At 72.5% G+C, this 15,597-nt stretch carries 15 protein-coding genes and 1 pseudogene; 12 read left to right on the forward strand and 4 right to left on the reverse strand.

Going from position 1 to position 15,597, the window contains the following annotated elements:
- The 4 genes from NRP21_RS07425 to NRP21_RS07440 all read left to right on the forward strand — a co-directional run.
- Positions 1-507, forward strand: a 507-nt coding sequence (locus tag NRP21_RS07425; protein ID WP_308219868.1) for an SH3 domain-containing protein, incomplete at its 5' end; no start/stop codon positions are given.
- A 359-nt stretch (positions 508-866) separates the two neighbouring features.
- A complete protein-coding gene (locus tag NRP21_RS07430; protein ID WP_257715551.1) occupies positions 867-2,735 on the forward strand; it encodes a hypothetical protein in 1,869 nt (622 codons plus the stop codon).
- Positions 2,732-3,574 carry a DUF2272 domain-containing protein gene (locus NRP21_RS07435; RefSeq protein ID WP_257715552.1) on the forward strand — a complete coding sequence of 281 codons (843 nt, stop codon included), beginning with the start codon at positions 2,732-2,734 and terminating at the stop codon, positions 3,572-3,574. The genes NRP21_RS07430 and NRP21_RS07435 overlap by 4 nt, the downstream gene beginning before the upstream one ends.
- 292 nt (positions 3,575-3,866) lie before the next feature.
- Entirely contained in the window at positions 3,867-4,232 is a 366-nt protein-coding gene (locus NRP21_RS07440) for an H-NS histone family protein (protein ID WP_257715553.1), read from the forward strand.
- Here NRP21_RS07440 and NRP21_RS07445 read toward each other — a convergent pair.
- A complete protein-coding gene (locus tag NRP21_RS07445) occupies positions 4,229-5,104 on the reverse strand; it encodes an aldose 1-epimerase family protein (RefSeq protein WP_257715554.1) in 876 nt (291 codons plus the stop codon). The genes NRP21_RS07440 and NRP21_RS07445 overlap by 4 nt on opposite strands.
- A gap of 149 nt (positions 5,105-5,253) precedes the next feature.
- On the opposite strand from NRP21_RS07445, the gene NRP21_RS07450 reads away from it, so the two are divergent.
- Positions 5,254-6,033 carry a phytanoyl-CoA dioxygenase family protein gene (locus NRP21_RS07450; protein ID WP_257715555.1) on the forward strand — a complete coding sequence of 260 codons (780 nt, stop codon included), beginning with the start codon at positions 5,254-5,256 and terminating at the stop codon, positions 6,031-6,033.
- Between the two features lie 144 nt (positions 6,034-6,177).
- Here the strand turns inward: NRP21_RS07450 and NRP21_RS07455 are convergent, their stop codons facing one another.
- Complete coding sequence (locus tag NRP21_RS07455) at positions 6,178-6,786, reverse strand: DUF992 domain-containing protein (RefSeq protein WP_257715556.1); 609 nt, start codon at positions 6,784-6,786, stop codon at positions 6,178-6,180.
- A gap of 45 nt (positions 6,787-6,831) precedes the next feature.
- Positions 6,832-7,713 carry a methyltransferase domain-containing protein gene (locus NRP21_RS07460; protein ID WP_257715557.1) on the reverse strand — a complete coding sequence of 294 codons (882 nt, stop codon included), beginning with the start codon at positions 7,711-7,713 and terminating at the stop codon, positions 6,832-6,834.
- On the opposite strand from NRP21_RS07460, the gene gloB reads away from it, so the two are divergent.
- The 5 genes from gloB (at position 7,712) to murJ (ending at position 13,576) form a co-directional block, all read left to right on the forward strand.
- Positions 7,712-8,461, forward strand: coding sequence for a hydroxyacylglutathione hydrolase (gloB, locus tag NRP21_RS07465; RefSeq protein WP_257715558.1), 750 nt, complete (start codon positions 7,712-7,714; stop codon positions 8,459-8,461). The genes NRP21_RS07460 and gloB overlap by 2 nt on opposite strands.
- Positions 8,462-8,470: 9 nt before the next feature.
- Positions 8,471-8,905, forward strand: a complete 435-nt coding sequence (locus tag NRP21_RS07470; RefSeq protein WP_257715559.1) for a cupin domain-containing protein — start codon at positions 8,471-8,473, stop codon at positions 8,903-8,905.
- A 123-nt stretch (positions 8,906-9,028) separates the two neighbouring features.
- Positions 9,029-10,900, forward strand: a complete 1,872-nt coding sequence (locus NRP21_RS07475) for a hybrid sensor histidine kinase/response regulator (protein ID WP_257715560.1) — start codon at positions 9,029-9,031, stop codon at positions 10,898-10,900.
- A gap of 119 nt (positions 10,901-11,019) precedes the next feature.
- Positions 11,020-12,024 carry a tryptophan--tRNA ligase gene (gene trpS / locus NRP21_RS07480; RefSeq protein ID WP_257715561.1) on the forward strand — a complete coding sequence of 335 codons (1,005 nt, stop codon included), beginning with the start codon at positions 11,020-11,022 and terminating at the stop codon, positions 12,022-12,024.
- A gap of 25 nt (positions 12,025-12,049) precedes the next feature.
- A complete protein-coding gene (murJ, locus tag NRP21_RS07485; protein ID WP_257715562.1) occupies positions 12,050-13,576 on the forward strand; it encodes a murein biosynthesis integral membrane protein MurJ in 1,527 nt (508 codons plus the stop codon).
- A gap of 46 nt (positions 13,577-13,622) precedes the next feature.
- Here the strand turns inward: murJ and NRP21_RS07490 are convergent.
- Positions 13,623-14,468, reverse strand: a pseudogene (locus tag NRP21_RS07490) (SDR family oxidoreductase); the annotation flags it as partial.
- A 342-nt stretch (positions 14,469-14,810) separates the two neighbouring features.
- Here NRP21_RS07490 and NRP21_RS07495 point away from each other — a divergent pair.
- Positions 14,811-15,059, forward strand: coding sequence for a hypothetical protein (locus NRP21_RS07495; RefSeq protein ID WP_257715563.1), 249 nt, complete (start codon positions 14,811-14,813; stop codon positions 15,057-15,059).
- A gap of 267 nt (positions 15,060-15,326) precedes the next feature.
- Positions 15,327-15,581, forward strand: coding sequence for a hypothetical protein (locus tag NRP21_RS07500; protein WP_257715564.1), 255 nt, complete (start codon positions 15,327-15,329; stop codon positions 15,579-15,581).
- The last annotated feature ends 16 nt before the right edge of the window (positions 15,582-15,597 follow it).

Below are 15,597 nucleotides of genomic sequence, written 5' to 3' on the forward strand. Positions count from 1 at the left end.
GCCGCCGCGGGGGCGGCCGCCGCACCCGCCGCGCCCGCACCGGCCCCGGAGCCCGCGCCGGAGCCGCAGCCGACCGAAGGCTCCGTCACCAAGCTGCCCCTGCCGCGCTTCGCCGCGCTGCGGGCGGAGGAGGTGAACATGCGGTCCGGCCCCGGCACGCGCTACCCGATCGAGTGGACATACCAGCGGAAGGACCTGCCCGTGCAGATCGTGCGGGAGTTCGAGCTGTGGCGCCGCATCCGTGACATGGACGGCACGGAGGGCTGGGTCCACCAGTCCAACCTCACGGGGCGCCGTACCCTGGTCGTAGCCGGGGAGGAGCGGGTGCTTCGCCGCCGGCCGGAGGAGGGCGCCCATGTCGTGGCCCGGCTGAAGCCCGGCGTGCTCGGCCGCATCCGCCTCTGCGAGGCCGGGCAGGTCTGGTGCGAGGTGCAGGTGGCGGATTACCGGGGGTGGATGCGGCGGAGCGAGTTCTTCGGCGCGATGCCGGAGGAAGAGATCAAGTAGCGGCAGGGGCAGCACCTGTGGCCCCAGGGGGAGAAAAGGAATTCTCCCTCCTGGATCCCCTCTCATGTTCTTCTTCGAGGCTGCCGCGGGATGCCTCGATGAGGGTGCGCCGAGGGTCCATGAGCCTCGGTGACTGGCACCGCGGCCCTGGCCGACACGGTGTGAAAGCTCCCTGCGCGACTTCCGTCATTCCATCCGCGGCAGCCCGATCGCGGGGTCCGGGGTGGCCAGGCCTCCCTGGGGCCAGGGGCGGCGACAGGCCAGGATGTGTTCTTTCGCAGGGTGCGTGGATTTTCGCGGCGCGGGTTCTGTCCTACCATTCACCCGCATTCCCGGACGATGAATGAGGACGCGGCCGCATGCCTGACCTGCTCCATGCCCAGGAGCGCGACCGCCTCCTTGCTTCGCTGCGGCGTCTGCTGCGCCAGGTGAGCGTGGACGGCCAGCCGCTGACGGGGCTGGCGCAGACGGAGGAGTCGGGCGCGCCGCTGCTGACCCGGGACAATGCCCTGACGGCGGAGCTGATGGCGATTCCCGCCCTGCGAGCCACCGATCCCGCCCTGGCCGATGCCGCGCTGGGCTTCACCGCCGCCATGATGGAGGAGGTGGGGCCGGCGCCGCGCGGCGCCCTGCCGCCCCGGGCCCCGCACGCCGAGATCCTGCGCGCCGAGCCGCGCGACCTGCGCGTGCTGACGCCCTGGCACGAGTACACGGGCGACCTGACCCACGGCGTGCTGCGCCAGCGGCTGCGGGGCGACGGGCGGGACCGGGACGTGCTGCACACCGGCAACATGGTGCGGCTCCGGCTGCAGGGCGGGGTGCCCGGCCTGCTCGGGCGGCTCAACCTGCGTCCCGGCACGCTGGACGTGGAGGACGCGGTCACCGACCAGGGGGTGCAGGCCGAGGGCACTGGGGTGGTGATGTGGCACGAGAGCGAGCTGCACCTGGCGCCCGCGCCGGGGATGCGCGTGCTGGCCGGCACCGTGCGCTACGAGTACCGCGCCTCCGCCGCCGACCCGGTGCTGCGGCTGACCGTGATCCTGAAGGCGGGCGCGAAGGCCGGGCTGGCCAGCGTGCGGCTGACAACGGCGCTGGACGCGCTGTCCGAGGGCGCGGTGCCGTTCGCGCACCTTTCCTTCGGGAAGGATGGCCGGCAGACCCGCCGCGCGGACGGTGCCTTCCCGGATGACGAGAAGGTCGCGGACGGGCCGCTGGAATCCGTGCACCTCTGGCAGGGCGGGCCGGAGGAGGGCGCGGTGGCGCTGCACATCCGCCCGCGCGCGGCGGAATCGGTGTTCAGCCTGCGCGTCAACGCGCGGGGCGGCGTTCCCCACTGGGTGGTGCTGCGCCACACCGTGCCGGACGTGCCCCGCGGCGGGACCGTGACGCTGCGCGAGGACCGGCTGCTGGCCCGCGGCGTGGCGCGGGGCACGCCGGAGGCGGGGCTGCGGGTGATGCGCTCGCTGGACGGGCTGGCCGGGCGCGACCCTGGCCAGACCGCGGTCGGCGCGCCGCTGGTGGCCATGGCCTCCGTGCTGCTGAACGCCCCGGTCCTCAACCCGCCAGTGCAGCGCGACCGGCTGGCGCGGCTGCGGGACACGCTGGACCGGCACCTGGCGATGCTGCCGGAGGAGGGGGAGGGCCTGGCTCTCCCGGCGGATGACCTGGCATCGCTGGTGCTGGTGATGGACGCGCTGTGGCGGGGCGGCGGACTGCCGCGGGAGAGGCGGCGGCTGCGCGTCCTTCTCGGCCAGCTCGCCGCCGCCGCCTCGCCGGAAGGCGTGATCGGCGCGGGGCTGGCGACGCACGGGGCGGCGATCCTGGCGCTGGCGCGCGCCGCCACCCTGGTTCGCGAGCCCTGGGTGGAGGAGGCGCTGCGGAAGGCGATCCTCGCCCTTTCCCCGGAGGGAACCGGGCTGGCGGGGGTCAACATCTCCGGGCCGGTTTCCACCCCCGCGCTGGCGATGCTGCTGCGCGGGCTGCGGGCGACGGAGCTGCTGGCGGGCACCGGGGCCGTCTCCCCTGGCCCGGCGGCGATGGAGCGGCTGGCGGCGGTGCGGGATGCGCTGCTCGGCACCCTCTCCGCCCGCCTGCGGGCGCGGGAGGAACGGCTGGAGGTGCTGCCGGGCGGTGCCGGAGAGCCGGACGCGGCCAGCATCGCCGCCCTGCTCCTCGCGGTGCTCTCGCCGGACGAGGTGGCGCTTTCCATCGGCGGGGTGGCGGCTTGAGGCATCTCGCGGGGGCCTTCCTGGCCCTGCTGGCACTCTCCGGCTGCGCCGTGGCGCCGCCCCCGCCCGTGCGGGAGGCGCCGATCGCCTACCCCCCTTCCGTCCGCGAGAGGCTGCTGCGGATCGCAGAGGCGGAATGGGTGGAATGGGGGCGGATTACCGCCGGGCCCGGCCTGCCCCGCCCCCCGGCGGGGAGCGAGGGGGCGACCGCTTCCTTCCCCCGCGTCCTGGCCTACTGGCGCGCGGTGCCGGACGCGGAGGCGGCCGCCGCCGTCTCCCGCAACCGCGCCCGCTGGGCCGCGCAGCTCGAGGGGCGTACGGTAGAGGGCGTGTGGTCGGAGCCCGCCTGGTCCGCCGCCTTCGTCTCCTTCCTCATGCGTGGTGCGGGGGTGGACGAGAGGGAGTTCCACGCCTCCGCCTCCCACGCCTTCTACCTGGACGCGATCCTGCGGGACGCCGCGGAGTTCCCGGCCCGGGCGCCCTTCGTGCCGCACGATGTGGTGGAGCGCGCGCCGGAGCCCGGGGACCTGATCTGCGCCGACCGGTCCCGCCACCCGCTTCCCGGCTGGCGCGCGCGCCTGCCGGAGGCCGGGCAGTTCCGCCCGATGCATTGCGACCTGGTGATCCGCACCGGGGCGGGGGTGGCGGAGGCCGTGGGCGGCAACGTGGCGGATGCGGTGACGATGACCCTCTATGAAACCGGGGCCGATGGCCGCCTGCTCCCGCGCCGGCCCGGGGAGCCCGTGGTTTTCGCGATCGTTGAGAACCGGCTGGGGCGACTTCCGCCTTTTCAGCCCGGGCCAGTGATTTCCGCACTTTCCGCGGGGAAGCGCGGCTAGGGGCTTTTTGGGCCCATACGCCTTTACCTCTGACGAGTGGGCCCGATGTTTGTGGGAAGGATCAGCGGCTTTCGTCGGCGCTGCCCTGCCGTATCCCAGCCGGAGCAAAATGAGGTTTGTTCCAGAAATTGATCCGAAGTTGATTTGATTGACGGTACGCCCCGCAATCGAACGTCCTCTGACTTTCTGCCGAATTGGGAAAAGCTAGACATTATCTTCGGGGATAAGGATATTCCGCGGGTCGGCCCGATTCGCAGTCGGGTTTGTGGAACCGTTTACCGAGGAGATGCCCATGGCCGACACCAAGCAGAAATCCATCGTCGATCTGGATGGAATGAGCGCGCAGGAACTAACCGCGCTGATCGAGGCCGCAGAAGCCAAGCGCGCGGAAAAACAGGATGAGGCGCGGAATGCGCTGATCGAGGAATTCCGCGGCAAGGCCGCACAGTTGGGGCTGCAGCTGGAATCCCTGATTCCCAGTGCTGCCGCGCAGGGGCCGGCTTCTACCGGCCGCCGCACCCGGCGCGACGCCGGCGGGTCCGTTGCGCCGCGCTTCCGCGGCCCGAACGGCGAAACCTGGAGCGGGCGCGGCCGCATGCCGAAATGGCTTTCCGCCATGGAGGCTTCCGGCCGCAAGAAGGACGAGTTCCGGATTTAATCCGGGCTTCTTTCCGGCCGGACCTGCCAGCTGAAGCGCCGGGATTGTCCCGGCGCCAGGACGGTGGCGCCCGGTCGGTTCATAAATTCCCCGTCCCAGCCCAGCGGCGCTGCGGTGCCGCACCAGGGCTCCAGGCAGAGGAAAGAAGCGCCCGGTTTCGACCAGAGGCCAAAGTCGGAATAGCCATCCCACTGCATTTCCAGCGCCGCGCCGGGAGCGGCGTAACGGAGTTTCCTCGCGGGAAAATCCGGGAGGACGATCGCGTCCTTTTCGAAAAGGGATTGATTGAGCGGCAGCGTTCCATCCCGCAGCGAAATGTATTCCGAGGCATCCAGCAGCCCGCCTGTCAGGCGCCGCGCTGCCAGGGCTCCGATGCCGGCAAAGGTGAGGTGGTGGCCCTCCGCCGAGGCAGCGCCGGGCAGGGGCCAGGAGAAGGCCGGGTGCCCGCCGATCAGGAAGGGCAGGGGCCCATCCCCGGGGTTGAGGACCGTGGCGGTGCAGGACAGGGCACCGCCGGCCACCGCCCATTCCACGTCGAGCGCGAAGGCGAAGGGATAGGCCGCCCGCGTCGCGTCGTTGTCCTCCAGCCGCAATGCGCAGCCCGCCCCGTCCCGCCACAGCCAGGTGAAGCGGCTGTCGCGGGCGAAGCCGTGCTGGGTCATGCGATGCGGTTGCCCGGCATGGCGCAGCGTATCGCCCGGCAGGCGGCCGACGATGGGGAACAGGATCGGGGCGTGGCGCGGCCATTCCGGGCCGGCCTGCCAAAGCCACTCCCCGCCGCCGGCATCCCGCAGCGATTGCAATTCCGCCCCCTCCGCTCGGACGGTGGCGGTCAGGCGGTCGTCGCCGAAGCGATGGGTGTCGTCTGGCATGCGCCTGGATGCGCTGGCTGGGCAGGGGCCGCAAGGGCGGACCGGTCCTGGCCTTACGAGCGCCGCCGTATCGGGGTGGGAGCGCGGGCAGGCGCCCGCCCGCTGGTTGCGATCATATCCGCCGGGGCCTGTACTGGCCGGGGTTGGTGATGCGAGTCGTGTCCTTGGAGAGCAGCTTCGACAGCGCGGCTTTCGCCCGCGATGGGTTCGCCGTGGTCGGGAACGCGGTCTCGCCGCCGCTCCTGGCCGGGTTGCGGGATGCGCTGGAGCGGGTGCAGGGCGCCGTGCCCGGGCTGCCGCCCGAGTTACTGGAGCGCCTGACCTTCGAGCGGGACCTGCCGGAGGCGCGGCGCGGCGGCATCGCCGCCTCCGAGGTGGGAGACGCGATCTTTATCCTCGGGGATCCAGTCGCCTTCGATCCCCTGTTCTGGGAGGTCCTCCGGCAGCCGGCGCTCGTCTCCGCCGCGCGGATGGCGCTGGGGGTGCGGGACCTGGCGGCCCATTTCATGAACGTCACCATCAAGCACCGGCGCTTCGGCCGTGCCATCGGGTGGCACCGGGACTACCCGAACGGCTACGCCTCGCCCGCGGCCTCCTGCTTCGTGCGCGCGATGCTCTGCCTCGATGGCATGTTCCGCGACGGGGGTGCGACAGCCTTCATTCCCGGCTCCCACCTCCTGGCGGATGCCGAGGTGGCCGAGCCCGCCCCGCCGGGTGGCTGGCAGCCTCCGGAGAGCGACGTCGTGGTGGTGTGCTGCGATCCCGGGGACCTGGTGCTCATCCATCCGAAGGTGCTGCACGGCGGCGGGATGAACACGTCTTCCTCCCCGCGCCGGAACATCGTCGTGCAGATCGGGGATGCCGCCATGCCCCTGCGGCGTGTCCCCGAGCAGGAGACGGTCGCCGGCCATCGGCTTGAGGCGGTCTGAGGCTCGCCGGACGTCCGGGCGGACCGGCGATCATGGCCGTGGCGGTGCTTCCGGCCGGCGAGCCGGATGGAGCGTGGGGGATCCGGGGGAGAGGTTCTCCCTCCCCCGGCCCGGTGAGTTCGAGGAGGCCTGGCCTCCCCGGGATCAGCCGCCCGCCTTCAGCGTGATCTCGGCGATGCCTGCCGCCACGTTGATGCCCGTGCTGCTCTCGATGGAGAGCGGCTGCAGGGCCACCTGGTCGCGGCTGCCGCCGATGAGGACGTTGCTGCCCAGGCCGAGGCCCGCCGCGACGTTGGAGGAGGCGCCGCCATAGGTGCCGGCCAGGCTGCCGGGGGCGATGTCGGGCCCGGTGTTCACCACCGTCCACACCATCGTGCCGCGGCCGGTGAAGCCGAGGTCCACGCCGAAGCGGCGGATCTCGCCGGAGTAGCGCTCGGCGGGGCCGTTCGCCGGCTTGAACTCGCAGGACAGGTCCTTCGTCGAGCCGAAGACGAAGCTGATGCCGCCGGAGACGTCGCACTGAAGCTGGCCGACGCGGGTATTGCCGGCCTGCTGGCCGGGGGGCGGCGTCATCACCGTGCCGGACTGCACCATGCCCGGCGGGATGGGCTGGCCGGGCTGCAGGACCACACCCTGGCCGGGGATGACGGTGCCCGGGGCGACGGTGCCCGGCGGGGTGGTGGCGGTCTGGGCCAGGGCGGTGCCGCCGAAGGCAAGCAGGGCGGCGGTGGCAAGGAAGGCGGTACGGTTCATGGCTTTCGCTCCTCGATCTCTGATCGGGGAGGCGGCAGGGGCCGTTCAGACGGCCCCGGGCGCTTCCCCGGACGGGAGCGAAGAACGCGCCGTTGCCGCCGCGGCTTCATCACCGGCTTTCTGCCACGCACCCTGGGGCAGGAGCTGGGGCGCCAGCACGCGGCGGGGGCGGGCCGGGGCCGTGCGGCGGGTCAGGGGCGCCAGCACGGATTTCCGGGCCTCGATCAGCGTCACGCCGCCGAACTGGGGGGCCAGGGCCTCGCCGGCCGCCTCCCAGAGCCGGGCGCCGCGCAGTAGGGGGCGGAAGGCGAAGGGCGGGACGAAGAGGGCGGCCTCCCGCGCCTCCACCGTGAACATGGACCGCTCCAGGAGCCGGGCGAGCTGGCGGGGGGAGTAGGGCTGGCCATGGCCGAAAGGGGTGTGCTCCAGGTGCGCCCAGACGGAGCGGCGGTTGGGCACAACGGCGAGCAGCCGGCCCTCCGGCCGCAGCACGCGCCAGGCCTCCCTCAGCATGCGGCGGGCATTCTCCGCGCCCTCCAGCCCGTGGACGAGAAGGATCCGGTCGAAGCTGAGGTCGGAAAAGGGGAGGCGATCCTCCTCCACCAGGGCGGTGGCGTTGCGGCCGTCCGGCGGCCAGGGCGGCAGGCCGCCCGCGCCCAGGACTTCCGGCGCCGCCGAAACCAGGCGCGCCGCGCCGCGCCGCCAGAGGCGCAGATAGGGCCCGGCATGGCCGAGGCCGAGCACCTCCTGCCCCGTCAGCTCAGGCCAGGCGCGGCGGAGCCGGGCGCGCAGGACGCGCCGGGTCACCGCGCCCAGCGGCGCCTCGTAGAAGCCCTGCAGCCCGCGGGCGGTGAAGTGGACCTCGGCGGCCATGAAGCCGATATAGGGCGGCGAATCCGGCCTGACACCAGAGGGAAAGCACTGCATGACCCAGCGTGGGAATTGGACGATCCGGGCCGTGCCCAACCTCTCCGACAACTACGCCTGGCTGCTGCGGGACGAGGCGACGGGCACCGTGGCGCTCTGCGACCCCGGCGAGGTGGAGCCGAACCTGGCGGCGCTGCAGGAGATGCCGGAGCCCGGGCGGCTGGACTGGGTGCTGCTGACCCACCACCACCCCGACCACATCGACGGCGTGGCCGGCGTGGTGGCGGCGACGGGCGCGAAGGTGCTGGGCGCGGCGGCGGATTCCCACCGGCTGCCGAAGCTGGACCTTTCGGTGCGCCCCGGCGATTCGGTGCCGCTGGGCAGCGGCACGATCGAGGTGCTGGACAGCCCGGGCCACACGATCGGCCACATCGCGCTGTTTATCCCCGAGGCGCACGCGGTGCTGTGCGGGGACACCCTGTTCTCGCTGGGCTGCGGGCGGCTGCTGGAGGGCACGCCGGCCGACATGTTCCGTGCCCTGCGCCTGCTGGACGCCCTGCCCGGCGACACGCTGGTGCTCTGCGGCCACGAGTACACCGAGAGCAATGCCCGCTTCGCCCTGACGGTGGAGCCGGACAACGCCGCGCTGAAGGCGCGTGCGGAGGAGGTGCGGGCGCAGCGCAAGGCCGGGCACCCCACCGTGCCCACCACGCTGGACGGGGAGCGCGCCACCAACCCCTTCCTGCGGGCGGGGGACGAGGCGACGCTGGCCGAGCGGCGGCGCGGCAAGGACGTGTTCAAGGGCTGAGCGCCCGCCATGGACCTGCGCGATCCCGGGCTGGACGCGGCCGCAGTCATCGCCGCGCTGGACCTGCGCCCGCACCCTGAGGGCGGGCACTACCGCGAGACCTGGCGCGATGCCCCGGCCGATGGCGGGCGGGGTGCGGGGACCTCCATCCTCTTCCTCCTCGCGGCCGGGGAGCGCAGCCACTGGCACCGGGTGGACGCGGCGGAGGGCTGGCACTGGCACGCCGGCGCCCCGCTCCTGCTCCGTCGCTCCGATGGCGGGGTGCCGGACGGGGTGCGGCTGGGGCCGGACCTCTCGGCCGGGGAGACACCCTTCGCGAACGTGCCGCCGGGGTGGTGGCAGGCGGCCGAGAGCCTCGGTGCCTGGACGCTGACGGGCTGCACCGTCAGCCCCGCCTTCCTGTTCGAGGGCTTCGAGATGGCGCCCCCGGGCTGGGAACCTTGAAAGGAGAGAGTAGCCGGCTTCCCGGGTGATGCACCCTCGGGTTGAAGGGTTCGAAAACTATATACCTCTGGTTGCGTGCTCACGATCCCGCTAGCATGGCCCTTGCCGCCGAGAGGAGGGCCCTTGCTTCACGCGCCGACCGCCTTCGTTCTGAGCTTCTCCCTCGCCGTCACCTGCGGTGCCACGCTCCTCCTCCTCTGGTGGCAGGACCGGCGGCATGTCGCCATCGCGAGCTGGGGCGTGGGGCACAGCCTTGCCGCCATCGCCCTGCCGCTGCTCGCGGCCCGGGGCGTCCTGCCGGGCTTCGTCTCCATCCAGATCGGCAACGCGCTGATGGCCCTGACCTACGGGCTGATCTGGGCCGGGGCGCGGCAGTTCTCCGGCCGGCGCGTCATGCCCGGGCCGGTGCTGGCGGGGGCGCTGGCCTGGCTCGTCCTCTGCCAGGTGCCGGCCTTCTACGAGAGCATGGCGGCGCGGGTGCTGGCCATGGGGCTGGTGGCCGCGGGGTACAACATGGCCGCCGCCCTGGAATTCCATCGCGGCGACGACACGGAGCGGCTGCGCTCCCATCGGCTGATCGTCGCGGTGCTGCTGGTGAACGCGGCCGTCTATCTGTTTCGCCTGCCCTGCCTGGTGCTGCAGCCGATCGTCGCGGCCGCGGACGGCATGCCGCGGGCGCTGTGGTTCGATGCCCTCGTCATCCTCGGCACCGCCACGGCCAGCTGCACCGCCCTCCTCCTCGTGGCCCTGACGCGGGAGAAGGAGGGGCGCGAGGCCCAGGTCGCGATCTGCGCCGCGCGGGACGCGGCGGACCGTGCCAATGCGGAGAAGAGCCGCTTCCTCGCCCATATGAGCCACGAGCTGCGCACCCCGCTGAACGGCGTGCTCGGCCTGGCGCAGGCCCTGGCGGAGGATCCGGCCCTGGGTGGGGAGCAGCGGGACCGCGCGGCCCTGCTGGAGCGGGCGGGAAGGCACCTGAACGCGCTGCTGAACGACGTGCTCGACCTGTCCAGCATCGAGGCCGGGCGGCTGGCCCTGGCGGCCCAGCCCGCCACCCTGGCCCCGCTGCTGGCGGATGCGGCGGGGCTGGCGCGGGCGGTGGCGGCCGCCAAGGGCGTCCGGCTGGTGGTGGAGGTCGCCCCCGACCTGCCGCACGCGGTGCTCTGCGACGCGCGGCGGGTGCGCCAGATCCTGCACAACCTCCTGGGCAACGCCGTGAAGTTCACCCCGCCGGGCGGGGTGGTGGAACTCTCCGTGCGGCGGCGCTGGCTGCCGGAAGAGGGCAGCGGTCTTGTCCTCACCGTGCGGGACGACGGGCCAGGTGTGCCGGAGGATTTCCGCGACCGCCTTTTCCAGGACTACAGCCGCGCGACGCGGGAGGTGGCGAAGGGCAACGGGACGGGGCTGGGCCTGGCCATCTCCGCCGGGCTGGCGCAGGCCATGAACGGCTCCATCCGCTTCGGCTCCCCGCCGGACGGCAAGGGCAGCGTCTTCGAGGTCTGGCTGCCCCTGGCGGACGCCGCGCCGCCCCCGCCCGCCTGCCCCGAGCCCAGCCGCACGGTGCCCGCGCCCACCTCCCGCCGCGTGCTGGTGGTGGACGACGTGGCCGTGAACCGCCTTGTCCTCCGGATCATGCTGGAGCGGGCGGGCTGTTCCGTGGCGGAGGCCGAGAGCGGGGAGGCGGCGCTGGAGAGGCTGGAGGATCCCGGCCCCCTGCCCGACGTGGTCCTGATGGATGTGCTGATGCCCGGCATGGGCGGGCTGGAGGCCGCGCGCCGCATCCGGTCCCTGCACGGCCCGGCCGGGCGGCTGCGGATCCTGGCGGTGACGGCCGGGGCCATGCCGGAGCAGGTGGCCGCCTGCCTTGCCGCCGGGATGGACGGGCACGTGACGAAGCCGGTGGAGCGCGCGGCGCTGCTCGCCGCCCTGGAGGGGGCACCCGAGGCCGCCCCCGGGATTGCCCCCGAGGCCGTATTGGCCGAGCCGCAGGCCTGATGTGCCGGGCGGGACCGGCCCGGGCGCCTTGACGCGGCGTGCCGGGGGCGGGACACCCCTGGCCCACCCAACGAAGCCCCCGGCGCTCCAACCGCCGGGCGGCCAGGAGCCCATCCTCCATGTCCCAGCGCGTCTTCTCGGGCATCCAGCCCTCGGGCGTTCCCACCCTCGGCAACTACCTCGGCGCGCTGCGCAACTGGGTGCCGATGCAGGACACGAACGAGTGCATCTTCTGCGTGGTGGACCAGCACGCCATCACCCAGTTCCAGGACCCCCGGGAACTGACGCGGCAGACCCGCGACATGGCCGCCGCCCTGCTGGCCTGCGGGCTGGACCCGGAGCGCTGCATCCTCTTCGTGCAGTCCCACGTGCACGCGCACACGCGGCTGGCCTGGATCTTCAACTGCGTGGCCCGCATCGGCTGGCTGAACCGCATGACGCAGTTCAAGGACAAGGCGGGGAAGGACCGGGACAACGCGGGCGCAGGCCTCTACGTCTATCCGAACCTGATGGCGGCCGACATCCACGCCTACCACGCCACGCGCGTGCCGGTGGGCGAGGACCAGAAGCAGCACCTGGAGCTGGCGAACGACATCGCGGAGAAGTTCAACCACGACTACGGCGTGGACTTCTTCCCGCATATCGACCCGCACATCATGGGCGTGGCGGCGCGGGTGATGAGCCTGCGCGACGGCACGAAGAAGATGAGCAAGTCGGACCCCTCCGACCAGTCGCGCATCAACCTGAACGACGATGCCGACACCATCGCCCTGAAGATCCGCCGCGCGAAGACGGATCCGGAGCCGCTGCCCTCCGAGATGCAGGGGCTGGAGGGGCGGCCGGAGGCGCGCAACCTCGTCGGCATCCTCGCCGCCATCACGGACACGACGCCGGAGGAGGTGCTGCGCCAGCACGGCGGCCAGGGCTTCGGCACCTTCAAGGGCATCCTGGCCGATGCGCTGGTGGCGCACCTGACGCCGATCGCGGACGAGACGCGGCGCCTGCTGGCCGATCCCGGGGCGGTGGACGCGCTGCTGCGGCGCGGGGCGGACCGGGCGCGGGAGATCGCGGAGCCGATCGTGGCGCGTGCCGAGGAGATCGTCGGCTTTCTGCCGCCGCGCTGACCCCTTGCGCTAGGGCCGGGGCGCCATGCTGAAGAGCATCCTCACCGTCGGCGGCTGGACCATGGCCAGCCGCGTGCTGGGCTTCCTGCGGGACATGCTGATCGCGGCCTCGCTGGGTGCCGGGCCGGTGGCGGATGCCTTCTTCATCGCGCTGAAGCTGCCGAACCTGTTCCGGCGGCTGTTCGGGGAAGGGGCGTTCAACGCCGCCTTCGTGCCGGCCTTCGCGGCCACGCTGACCACGGAAGGTGCCGCCCAGGCCCGCTTCCTGGCGGAGCGCATGTCCACGCTGATGACGCTGTGGCTGTCGCTCCTCACGGTGCTCGGCATCATCTTCATGCCGCAGGTGCTGACGGTGCTGGCGCCGGGCTTCACGGACGACCCTCTGCGCTTCGGGCTGGCCGTGGAGATGACGCGGATCACCTTCCCCTACCTGCTGCTGATCTGCCTGACCGCCCTGATCTCCGGCGTGCTGAACGGGCTGGACCGCTTCGGCGCCGCCGCTGGCGCGCCGGTGCTGTTCAACCTGCTCTCCATGGCCGCGCTCTTCGTCCTCTCGCCGATCGTGCCCACGCCCGGGCACGCGCTGGCCTGGGGCGTCACCGTCTCGGGCGCGGCGCAGCTCATCCTCGTCTGGATCGCGGCGGCGCGGGCGGGAATGCCGCTGCGCATCGTCTCCCTGCCGCGCATCACGCCGGAGGTGCGGCTGGTGCTGCGCCGGATGGTGCCGGGCCTTGTCGGCGCGGGGGTGACCCAGCTGAACCTGGCGGTGGACGTCATCATCGCCTCGCTGCTGCCGGCGGGCGCCGTGTCCTACCTCTACTATGCGGACCGGATCGGGCAGCTGCCGCTGGGCGTGATCGGCGCGGCGGTGGGCACGGCCATGCTGCCCCTGCTGGTGAAGCAACTCCGCAGCGGCAGGCCGCTCTCCGCCCACCGCACGATGAACCGGGCGCTGGAGCTCTCCCTCGCCCTGTCCCTGCCCGCCGCGGCGGCGCAGGCGGTGCTGGCCTGGCCCATCATCTCCGCCCTGTTCCTGCGCGGCGCCTTCGGGGAGCTGGAGGCGGCGGCCACCTCCGTCGCCCTTGTCGCCTATGCGCTGGGGCTGCCCGCCTTCGTGCTGGTGAAGGCCTTCGTGCCCGGCTTCTTCGCGCGCGGGGACACGGCGACGCCGGTGAAGGTCAGCCTCGTCATCGTCGTGCTGAACCTGGCGATGAACCTGATCCTCACCCAGTACCTCGCCCATGTCGGCATCGCGTTGGCCACGGGGATCGCCGCCTGGGTCAACGTGATCGCGCTGGCCGTGCTGCTGCGCCGGCGCGGCCACTGGCGGCCGGACCGCCGCCTGCGCCGGCGCCTGCCCCGCCTGCTGATCGCCACCCTCGCCATGGCGCTGGTGCTGCTGGGGATGCGGATGGCCCTGCCGGACCCGGTGGGATCGACGATGCGGCTGGCCTTCCTCGCGGCCTATGTCGTCGTCGGGCTGGTCGTCTATTTCGGGCTGGCCCACGCGATCGGCGGGCTGAGTCTCGGGGAGATCCGGCGGCGGCGGTGAGGGCACGGCCCCCACCACCGGGCATGGGCCCTAGAGGATCGGAGTCCCCCCCCGTGACGGGGATCATGGCTCCGGAGACGTAGCTCGCCTCGTCCGAGGCCAGCAGCACGTAGACCGGCGCGAGTTCCGCCGGCTGGCCCGGGCGCTTCATCGGGGTCTGCTGGCCGAAGCTCTTCACCTTCTCCGCCGGCATGGTGGAGGGGATCAGGGGCGTCCAGATCGGGCCGGGCGCGACGCTGTTGGCGCGGATGCCCTTCTCGGCGAGGAGCTGGGCCAGGCCGGCGGTGAAGTTGGCGATGGCTCCCTTGGTAGTCGCATAGGCCAGCAGCTGCGGCGTGGGCTTGTCCTCGTTGATCGAGGTGGTGTTGATGATGGAGCTGCCGGGCTTCATGTGCTTCACCGCCGCCTTGGTGATGCGGAACATCGCGTAGATGTTCGTCTTGAAGGTGAGGTCCCACTCCTCGTCCGGGATCTCCTCGATGGATTCGAAGGTCATCTGGTGCGCGGCGTTGTTCACCAGTACGTCAATGCGCCCGAAGGCCTCCACCGCCTTCGCCACGATCGCCTCGCAATGCTCACGCCCGGAGATGTCGCCGGGCACCAGCACCGCCTTGCGGCCGGCTTCCTCCACCCAGCGGGCGGTCTCCCGCGCGTCCTCATCCTCGTTCAGATAGGAGATGAGGACATCCGCCCCCTCGCGCGCGAAGGCGATGGCGACGGCGCGGCCGATGCCGCTATCTGCGCCGGTGATCACGGCCGCCTTGCCCGCGAGGCGGCCCGAACCGCGATAGCTGCTCTCGCCGTGGTCGGGGCGGGGGCTCATCGCCTCGGTGCTTCCGGGAACCGGTTGCTGCTGCTCTGGCAAGGGCGGCGTGGGGCGGCTGTCGGACATGTGGCTGAAGCTCCTTCGTCGGCGGTCGGCTGGCGGACCGCCTCCGCTCTGCGGCAGGTGCGGAAGGCCGGGGCATCTCTGGTTCACATGCGTGCACCACAGATGTCCTGGCCTGTTGATCGGAGAGGGGATCCACGCTTCCGGGCGATGCCGCCCTCCGGCGATCTGCTGTAGACGTGCGGGTCGCAGGCTGAATTAACCGGCGATACGGTCCCGCTTCGCAGTCCTGAGAGCGCACGGGACGGTGTGCTGCGCGGGGCATGCGAACAGCGAATCCGCTTTCCTACGATAGCGACGGCCAGGTCGCCGGTCGGTAAGGCGGCTCCTTTTTCGGAGGAGCCCATGGGACGCATGCTCTGGCGCATGAAGGGTGGGCCGCAGATGGTCGCCGATGGCGAATGCGGGCTCAGGCTCTCGGTGACCTCCACCGAGGCTCCGGCCTCCATCCGCTTCGTCGTCGAGGAATGCGGGGACGGCAGGCAGGCCCTCCCGCTCATCTCGGGCTACCGGGACGAGGTGGGGGCCGCGATGGAGGCCGCCGAGGAGGCCGCGGCGAGGATCGCGGGCAGGCGCGGTGCGGGGCGCCACTGACCGGTCGCGGGGGCGCGCCTCCCTCGTGGGCTGTCAGGAGGGTGCTTCCGGACTCGCGGGCGGGCAACGCTTCGATCCCGTGGCCGTTTGACCTCCTTCTGGACCGAGGCGGGTTCCCGCCATGGGCGGCCGGGGCCGGAACAGGCCGGTGCCAGGTCCGACACGGCGGGGAGCGACGGATCCGTGGCTGCGAGGTCGGGCGGCCCTGGACAAGAAGGGCAGGTGGCCCGCGGCGCTGAATCAGGACCTGAGCGACAGGAGACGGGCATGACGGAACGGAAAGCGTCGGACGATCAGCGGTCGCCGGCCGATCGGCTTGCCGACAAGGCGAGCGAGGCCGGCACGGCGACCGGGACCAACCCTGGCGGGGTCAATACAGGCGCCGGCGGCATCGCGACATCTCACCAGCCGAGCGGCACCGCGCCGGGCGGAGGACCGGGCGCGGGCTTCGGCAGCCTTGGGACCGGCGGCGGTAGCACGGCGGGGGCTTCCTCCGGCGCCGTGAAGCGCGGCGGGCGGTAGGCGCCTCTCCGCCCCG

It is taken from the genome of Roseomonas populi, from assembly GCF_024594815.1.
In the GTDB taxonomy this organism is placed as follows: Bacteria; Pseudomonadota; Alphaproteobacteria; order Acetobacterales; family Acetobacteraceae; genus Roseomonas; species Roseomonas populi.